Raw genomic sequence first — 8,273 nt, 5'->3', positions numbered from 1 at the left:
GTTTTCCGAATCGGTGTAAGGGATTCGGATATGTAGGTCGGCAATCCCTTGCCGACGTATCGGCTCGGCGAAGGGCTTTGTCGGAAGGGTCGCGACTAAAGCGACCGTTTGCGATTGGGAAGGGATTGCCGACCTACGTTCTCCCCTCCTGGAACGAATCCGTACACCGGGATGGAAAACGCTCTAAGTACATTCCGCAAATACTTGCGGAATCTCGACAGATTGGCTTGATTGGCGGGGTTGTCCTGCAGGTTGCCTATGCCGCAAGACTTCCCTGAATGTACTTAGAACTGGCATCGTGTGGAAGACCCGCTTTACACGTCAGGAGTACGCCCCCTGTCCATTTGTGCGCAATGGCCCATGCCAAAGTCGAACCGCGACACGTCGGACTGCAAACGCGTGAGCAGCATAGAGCGCGTGCCAGCATCGAGAGTATCCATGCGCAAGCCATCTACCGTAGTGGGTTACGGCATTCACGCTATATCGGCCTGCCCAAGACTCAGTGCAGCCCATCATCACGTCCGTGGCGGCGAACCCGGTTGGGCTCGGTTTCGGGTGAAACGGTAACCCGTAACATCCCTTGCAGATCGCGGTTTGCAGCCCTCACACGGTCTGTTTTGACTGCTCGAAAGAGCTTATGAATAAGCCAATCGCATGAACAGATGGACTCATCCTGATCGTCCACGTTTCTGTTTTGCCGGCATGATCATTTTCCTGATCAAGCCGTGACCGTTTGCTGCTCCAACGACGCCAGATCGATAACGAAGCGGTACTTCACGTCGCTCTTGAGCATGCGGTCGTATGCGTCATTGATCTCTTGGATAGGAATGAGTTCGATGTCCGAGACGATGCCGTGATCGGCACAGAAGTCGAGCATTTCCTGCGTCTCCTTGATCCCGCCGATAAGCGAGCCCACCATTCGTCGGCGTCTGAAGATCAGGTTGGCGACGCCGGGTGACGGATGCGGCGTATCCGGAACCCCGATCAAGCACAGCGTGCCGTCACGTTTGAGCAGCTCGATATAGGCGTCCAGGTTATGCGATGCGGCCACGGTATCGAGGATGAAGTCGAAGCTGTTGACGTGCTTCTTCATCTCATCGGGATTCTTTGAAATCACCACTTCGTCGGCGCCCAGCCGCTTGGCGTCCTCGGTCTTGTCCGGAGAAGTCGTGAACAGCACCACATGCGATCCAAAAGCATGGGCGAACTTCACCCCCATGTGGCCCAAGCCGCCGAGTCCGACGATTCCGACCTTCTGGCCTTGGCCCACCTGCCAATGACGCAGCGGCGAATAGGTGGTGATGCCCGCGCACAAGAGCGGCGCGGCGGCGGCGAGATCGAGCTTTTGGGGCAGGCGCAGTACGAAATGCTCATCGACCACGATCACATTGGAGTACCCGCCGTAAGTCATCTTTCCCGTGTGCTTGTCGGGACTGTTATAAGTCAACGTGAGTTCGTTCTGACAATACTGCTCCAGATTCTCGCGACAATCTGGACAGGTGCGGCAGGAATCGACCATGCACCCCACGGCGGCCAAGTCGCCGGCCTTGAAGGTTTTCACTTCGTCGCCGACCGCGGTCACCCGCCCGACAATCTCGTGCCCGGGCACCACCGGGTAGACGGTGTTCTGCCATTCGCTGCGGACCGTATGGAGATCCGAATGGCAGACCCCGCAGTAGAGGATTTCAATCTGCACGTCGCGTGGACCCGGTTCGCGCCGCTCGAAGCGGAACGGACCCAGCGGCGTACTCATGCTGTGGGCAGCATATCCGATGGTTTTGATCATGGAGAGCTCCTTATTCCGTTTCTTAAACGGACCGTGTTTCGGACGCTTTGTTCGATTTACTTCCTCGCTCCCCATATAAAGAGGATATGTGCAATAGGCAGACATCAATGGCCCCATTCTGGTAAACGGTATTCTAAAGCGATTGGGTAGATCCGAATCCGCCACGCTGAGTGATGTTCGTAGGGGACTGTCAGCCATGAAACCGTTCGGCCGCGGGCACCCCTTGACAGTCCCCCGTTTCGGAGTAGTCTACCATCCCATTGGATGGCTATGAGATGGTAAGCAGAAGGTATGGCAGGGGAAACCGAGAAAATTACGATCAACTTGGGGTTCGTGGACCTCGGGCAGATCGATTTGCTGGTGCAGGAAGGCTTCTATTCCAACCGCACCGACTTCATTCGTACCGCGATACGCAACCAACTTGCCGCCCACGCGGAGGTGGTGAAACAAACCGTGGCCCGCAAGACCCTGGTGCTCGGCCTGCAGGAGTACACCCGCCGCGATCTGGAAGCGGTACGGACGGCCGGACAGAGGCTGCAAATTCAGGTGCTGGGCCTGGTCATCATCGGCGATGATGTCTCGCCCGAACTGGCACGGGACACCATCGAGTCCATCACGGTACTAGGGGCCTTGCGGGCCAGTGCGGACGTCAAATCGGCCTTGGCCGGCCGCATCCGCTAGACCTTGTTTTCCCGCCTCGCCGGTGGAGATCCACTTACAGCTCACATGTCTCCACCCACCGAACCATGGCCGCTGTTACAATCGCCAAAGGAGACCTGGATTATGACCGACGCACTGCACGCCGTAATGGCGGAAGCCACCCGGCTCACCCGCTCGGGCCGGCTCGATGAAGCCGCCGCCCTCATCCGGCGCACGCTCCGGGGCGGTTTCGCACCCGACACGTCCTCGAAGACCTCCGACTCTTCCGGTCACGAACCTATTGACAGCACGTGCCGCGTCATCGACGACATTTCCCAACTCACGCCGCCACCGGACAGCGGGGCATCGGCGCATGGGAGCCCGCACGACGCGAGCCCATCCTCCGCGCCGTCGTCCGCCTTCGAGGCTACGTTTCGTTCGCTTCGAACCGGACTCGAATCCATAATAACCAAACCGAGCCAGTCAAACCCGGACATTCAGGCAGGAGGGCAGTTCATGACAGGTTCCTTCACCAACCCGGCCGGAACCCGCGCCTATAAGCTCTATATTCCCAGCGGCTACCACGGACAAGCCCTGCCGCTGATCGTCATGCTCCATGGCTGCGCCCAGGACCCGGACGACTTCGCCGCGGGCACCCGCATGAATGTCCTGGCGGAACGGGAGGGATTTTTCGTCCTGTACCCCGAGCAAGCGCCCCAAGCCAATCCGTCCCGATGCTGGAACTGGTTCAAGGCGAGCGACCAGCACCGGGATCATGGCGAACCGTCCATCCTTGCCGACATGACCCGGCACATCGTGAGCACCCATGGCCTTGACGCCGGGCGGATCTACGTGGCGGGACACTCGGCCGGCGGGGCGATGGCCATGGTCATGGGAGTGAACTACCCTGAGCTCTACGCCGCCATCGGCGTCCATTCCGGACTCCCTTACGGTGTCGCCCATGACATCCCCTCCGCCTTCGCGGCCATGCAGCAGGGGGAAACAGCTGCGCTGCTGCAGCGGGAAAGCAGTTTCCCGGCAGCGCTGAAAGCACTCCGGATCGTCCCCACCATCGTCTTTCATGGAGACCGGGACACCACGGTTCACCCCGGCAATGGCGATCGGGTGTTGGCACAGTGGGCAACCGTACACTCAGGCGCGGGAAGAAAATTGCGGGTCACGGCGAACCGGGGTCAGGTGCCTCACGGGCATTCCTATACCCACTCCATCTATCACGACGCGAGCGGCCAGGTCGTCATGGAGCAGTGGCTAGTTCATGGGGCGGGCCACGGCTGGTCGGGCGGAAGTCCTGATGTCTCGTATACCGACCCCAAGGGACCCAGCGCCTCGGAGGAGATGGTCCGGTTTTTCCGGAAGCACTCGCAGGGCAAACCGTAAGAACTCGGCGAGCCGGTGAGAAGTCTCTTGCGTTCCTGTCTAACCGGGAAGTTTTTGGGTTGCGAGCGCATCACTATCAGGAGATCGTCCAGTAAGCGGAAGGCCTCCCGGAACCTAAACGAAGACCATGAGGTCCATGGATGAGGCGTCCACAAGGAATGGCGGAGAATAAATCATGCTCCATGGGAAGATAGCCCTGGTCACCGGTTCCACCCGCGGCATCGGTCTCGGCATCGCCACAGAACTCGCCCGGCAGGGCTGCCATATCGGTTTGAATGGCTTCGGGGAGATCGCGGAGATCGAGAGATTGGCGCAGGACTTGAGCCGCGCTCAGGGTGTGAAAACCGCTTATTATCCCGCAGACCTCTCACAACCGGCTGCCATCGGCGGCATGATCCAATCGATGGAGGCGGATTTCGGTGCCATTGACATTTTGGTCAACAACGCCGGCATTCAGTATGTGGCACCGCTGGAGGAATTTCCGGATGCGCAGTGGGAGGCCGTGCTCGCCGTCAATCTTTCAGCCGCTTTCCATACCATCAAAGCCGCGCTGCCGGGCATGAAGCGGCGCGGTTGGGGACGGATCATCAACATTGCCTCAACCCACGGCCTGGTAGGCAGCGAGGGCAAGGCCGCTTATGTGGCGGCGAAGCATGGCCTCCTGGGTCTGACCAAGGTCGTGGCTCTGGAGACGGCTAACGCCGGCATCACCTGCAACGCGATTTGCCCAGGTTGGGTGCTGACCCCGCTGGTCGAAAAACAGATTGAGGACTTGGCCCGACAGCAGGGGATTTCGCCGGAAGAGGCCAAACTGGCGCTCCTGCGCGAAAAGCAGCCTATGCTCCAATTTTCGACCCCGGAGGACATTGGCGCCTGGACCGCTGTCCTGTGCAGCGAGGCGGCCAAGACGACCACGGGGGCGGCCTTTCCGGTCGATGGGGGCTGGATCGCCCGCTGACCGGCTCAGGACGGAGCCGCTCCAGGCCAAGCTCGGCAACGGAAACCCGCCGCATAAGGAATGGGCATGCCCAGACTTCAAATACGAGGTGCAGAACTCCATTATGAAAGCCTGGGGCACGGCCCGCCCTTGCTTTTCATCCACGGTCTGGGCTCCAGCACACGGGATTGGGAAGCTCAGCTCGCTTACTTTTCTCCACGCTTTCACGTGGTCACGTTCGACCTCCGCGGCCATGGCCGCTCGGACAAGCCGCCCGGCCCGTACAGCATCGCCGGTTTTGCGGCGGACACGGCGGAACTGATCCGTTGGCTCAGCCTTGGTCCGACTCACGTTGTCGGCCTCTCGATGGGAGGCATGATCGCTTTTCAGCTCGCCATCAGCGCCCCGGAACTCGTGCAGAGCCTGGCGATTGTCAACAGCGGCCCGGAATTCATCCTCCGTACGCTCAGAGCACGACTGCAGATCGTCCAACGGAAACTCATCGTCCGGTTGCTGGGGATGCGCCAAATGGGAAGGGTTCTGGGCAAGCGTCTCTTCCCCAAGCCGGAACAGGCAGAACTGCAACGGCTATTCATCGATCGGTGGGCCGAGAATGATCCGCGGGCTTACCTTGACGCTTTGCGGGCTTTGATCGGATGGACCGTGGCGGATCATCTCGACGCCATTCACTGCCCGACCCTCGTGATCACTTCGGATCAGGATTACACGCCGATAGCGGTCAAGGAAACCTATGCGGCCAGAATGCCGCAGGCGGAACTTTCGATCATCCGCGACGCACGGCACATGCTGCCTCTGGAGCGTCCGGACGCGTTCAATCAAGTACTGATGGAGTTCCTATTAAAACATCGGCCCCTTCTCCGAAACCTTCCCGAGTCTTGCGAAGGATGATAGCTATGCCGGGAAGCAACTCGGGACGGTATACGTTTCCGGGTGATTTCGTTCCTGCCGCTCCGGACCGAGGGCATACCTTGAAAGCTTTAGGCTTCCATCACTCGGTCCTTAAGACCTTTGATTGGACCCGCGTCAGCGTTTCGGTTAAGCCATCTCGGCTCATGATCTGATCGACTTGTCCGAAGCTGCAACGTTCGATCGGTCAGGGAGGTCTTAGTTGAAACCGGGAAATAAAACATGCCCTAAGAATTGGAGAACGAGACCTTGGATAGGCGGACTTTTCTCAAGGGTTTGGTTGGCGGGGTCGTTGTGACCTGGCCGGGCTTGTTGGTGCCGCGATCATTGCGGGCCGGCGAGCTGCCGATCGGTGCGGTGGAAAGCGCCGTGCGGGCGGCATTGTCCGGCAAGAAGCCCCTCATCAAGCGCACCTACCGGCCACCGAACTTCGAGACGCCGGTCAGGGCTTTCAGCGGCGTCATCACGCCGAACGACCAGTTCTTCGTGCGCTGGCACCTTGCCCATATTCCGCAAGTGGCCGCCGAAACCTGGCGGCTCGAGGTAGGGGGCGATTCGGTGGAGCATCCCTTCGAGTTGACGCTGGACCAGCTCAAGCGGGATTTCGAGCCCGTCGAACTGTTTGCCGTGTGCCAATGTGCCGGGAATCGCCGCGGCTTTTCCGAGCCGCATGTGCCCGGCGTCCAATGGGGGGCGGGCGCCATGGGCAATGCGCGATGGAAGGGCGCTCGCCTCAAGGACGTGCTGGCGAGAGCAGGACTCAAGTCGGATGCGCTGGAAATCGTCTTCGACGGCGCCGATTACGGAGCTATCGACGAGACCCCCGATTTCGTCAAGAGTCTTCCGCTATGGAAAGCCCTCGACGAGAACACCCTGGTCGCCTACGAGATGAACGGCGAGGCCCTGCCTCATTGGAACGGCTTTCCGGTACGACTGGTGGTGCCCGGTTGGTCGGGGACCTACTGGGTGAAGCAGCTGACGTCCATCAGCGCGATGCCGAAACCGGAAACGGGATTCTGGATGAGCAGGGCTTACCGGATACCGAAAGACAAATTCCCGCACATCGAGCGATTTCTTTCGCAAGAAGGGGAGGACAATACGCCGATCACCGATATGGTGGTCAATTCTCTCATGACCAACATCGAGGAAGGGCAGCGCTTGCATGCGGGCAAACCGGTGACGGTCAAAGGGCTTGCGTGGGACGGGGGGCATGGAATCCGAACGGTCGAAGTTTCGGTGAACGGCGGCAGGACGTGGCGGGACGCGCAGCTCGAACAGGACTACGGTCGTTTCTCGTTCCGCGCCTGGCACCACACCTTCACGCCGCGACGGGGCGGCAAATCTGTGCTCATGGCGAGGGCGACGAACCGGCAGGGAAGCACCCAAGTTTATGAACTCATCTTCAATCCAGCGGGTTACCACAACAACGTGGTGCAACGGATCAACATGGTGGTCGCATGAGTGCCCATGCCATGAAGATGCTCAACACGCTGCTGCCGGCGCTAGTCGCGGTTTTTTCCACTAGCGCCTTTGCGGGAGAGGCGCAGATAGAGCTCAAGGAAGGGGCGGGACGCGATACCGTGATGGCCAATTGCGTCATGTGCCACAGTATCGACTATATCCAGATGAACTCCCTTTTCATGAAAAGAACCGACTGGCAAGCGACCGTCGACAAAATGGTGAATGTCATGGGAGCGCCGATCAGCCAGGACGACATTTCGGTGATTCTGGATTATCTGACGACGTATTACGGCGTCGAATAACGGCGTTAGAGCGTTTTGATCTCGCTCGTACGGCAAAACAGGCTTGGCCGGAGTCGTTGGCGCCTTCGGCCAGGGTAGATCGACTCAAGCATTCGTAGGTCGGCAATCCCTTGCCGACGAACCCGTTGGCCCAACTGCACCGTCGGAAAAGGATTTCCGACCTACTCGCAAGTACCCGTACAGTCGGTATGAAAATGCTCTAAGTACATTCCGCAAATATTTGCCGAATCTCGACAGATTGGCTTGATTGGCGGGGTTGTCCTGCAGGCTGCCTATGCCGCAAGACTTCCCTGAATGTACTTAGAACGCCGCGTTCAGATCGGCAATCCAACCCGGCGGAATGATCTTATCGTGGAAGCGATCCGCACCGACGGCGCAGGTATAGGCCGTGCGGAAGGGTGTAATCTCAATCGATTTTTCCCAGTGCCGGAGATTTGGCTTTGAACAACTCGGCTGCAAGCTCGAGTTGAGCCGTCAATGGCGGTATAGCAGGAATTTCCCAGGCTTTTCCTGCGATACGGGACAATAAGTTATTCAGCCAAAGGCGGTCCGATTTTGCCTGGTGGATAATGAATCTGTAGGAATCACCGTCCTTAAAAACAGCAAAATCTTCCAGATAAACTTCAATTGCTTCCTGTTCACCGTAGAGCCTTGTTTGAACGTAGATTGTTCGCGCGTCGAGGTCAAAACGAAATTTCTTTAATTCTGCAATACCCTTAAGGATTATATTCGCCACCCAAATAATCAATCTATTGGGTGTCAATTTTATTGCCATTTTTATTAAGCTGGATTTCATACTCATTTCTTTCACCTTGGTTCGCTA

The 8,273-nt window shown here is 58.4% G+C and carries 8 protein-coding genes; 6 read left to right on the top strand and 2 right to left on the bottom strand.

The genetic code is table 11. The features are described 5' to 3' along the window. Positions 1-718: 718 nt before the first annotated feature. A complete protein-coding gene (locus B2A78_RS21975; RefSeq protein WP_077732191.1) occupies positions 719-1,786 on the bottom strand; it encodes an NAD(P)-dependent alcohol dehydrogenase in 1,068 nt (355 codons plus the stop codon). A gap of 291 nt (positions 1,787-2,077) precedes the next feature. Between B2A78_RS21975 and B2A78_RS21970 the strand changes: the two genes are divergently transcribed. The 6 genes from B2A78_RS21970 (at position 2,078) to B2A78_RS21945 (ending at position 7,450) form a co-directional block, all read left to right on the top strand. After that, positions 2,078-2,467 carry a CopG family transcriptional regulator gene (locus tag B2A78_RS21970; protein ID WP_077732190.1) on the top strand — a complete coding sequence of 130 codons (390 nt, stop codon included), beginning with the start codon at positions 2,078-2,080 and terminating at the stop codon, positions 2,465-2,467. Positions 2,468-2,569: 102 nt separating this feature from the next. Next, positions 2,570-3,823 (top strand): PHB depolymerase family esterase, encoded by a 1,254-nt coding sequence (locus B2A78_RS21965; protein WP_077732189.1) that lies wholly within the window; start codon positions 2,570-2,572, stop codon positions 3,821-3,823. A gap of 175 nt (positions 3,824-3,998) precedes the next feature. Beyond that, a complete protein-coding gene (locus B2A78_RS21960) occupies positions 3,999-4,781 on the top strand; it encodes a 3-hydroxybutyrate dehydrogenase (protein WP_143735279.1) in 783 nt (260 codons plus the stop codon). 66 nt (positions 4,782-4,847) lie between these two features. After that, a complete protein-coding gene (locus tag B2A78_RS21955; RefSeq protein WP_077732198.1) occupies positions 4,848-5,669 on the top strand; it encodes an alpha/beta hydrolase in 822 nt (273 codons plus the stop codon). A gap of 267 nt (positions 5,670-5,936) precedes the next feature. Further along, on the top strand, positions 5,937-7,148 hold the full coding sequence (locus B2A78_RS21950; RefSeq protein ID WP_077732197.1) for a molybdopterin-dependent oxidoreductase: 1,212 nt from the start codon (positions 5,937-5,939) through the stop codon (positions 7,146-7,148). Next, on the top strand, positions 7,145-7,450 hold the full coding sequence (locus tag B2A78_RS21945; RefSeq protein WP_240502634.1) for a cytochrome c: 306 nt from the start codon (positions 7,145-7,147) through the stop codon (positions 7,448-7,450). Before B2A78_RS21950 ends, B2A78_RS21945 begins: the two co-directional genes overlap by 4 nt. A gap of 406 nt (positions 7,451-7,856) precedes the next feature. On the opposite strand, the gene B2A78_RS21940 is transcribed toward B2A78_RS21945, so the two are convergent. Next, positions 7,857-8,252 (bottom strand): hypothetical protein, encoded by a 396-nt coding sequence (locus B2A78_RS21940; RefSeq protein ID WP_077732187.1) that lies wholly within the window; start codon positions 8,250-8,252, stop codon positions 7,857-7,859. Positions 8,253-8,273 lie beyond the last annotated feature (21 nt).

Origin of the sequence: Methylocaldum sp. 14B, assembly GCF_002005105.1 — a bacterium.
Lineage (GTDB): Bacteria > Pseudomonadota > Gammaproteobacteria > Methylococcales > Methylococcaceae > Methylocaldum.
Note: the sequence above shows the minus strand (reverse complement) of the source record. Positions and strands in the feature narration are given on the sequence as shown.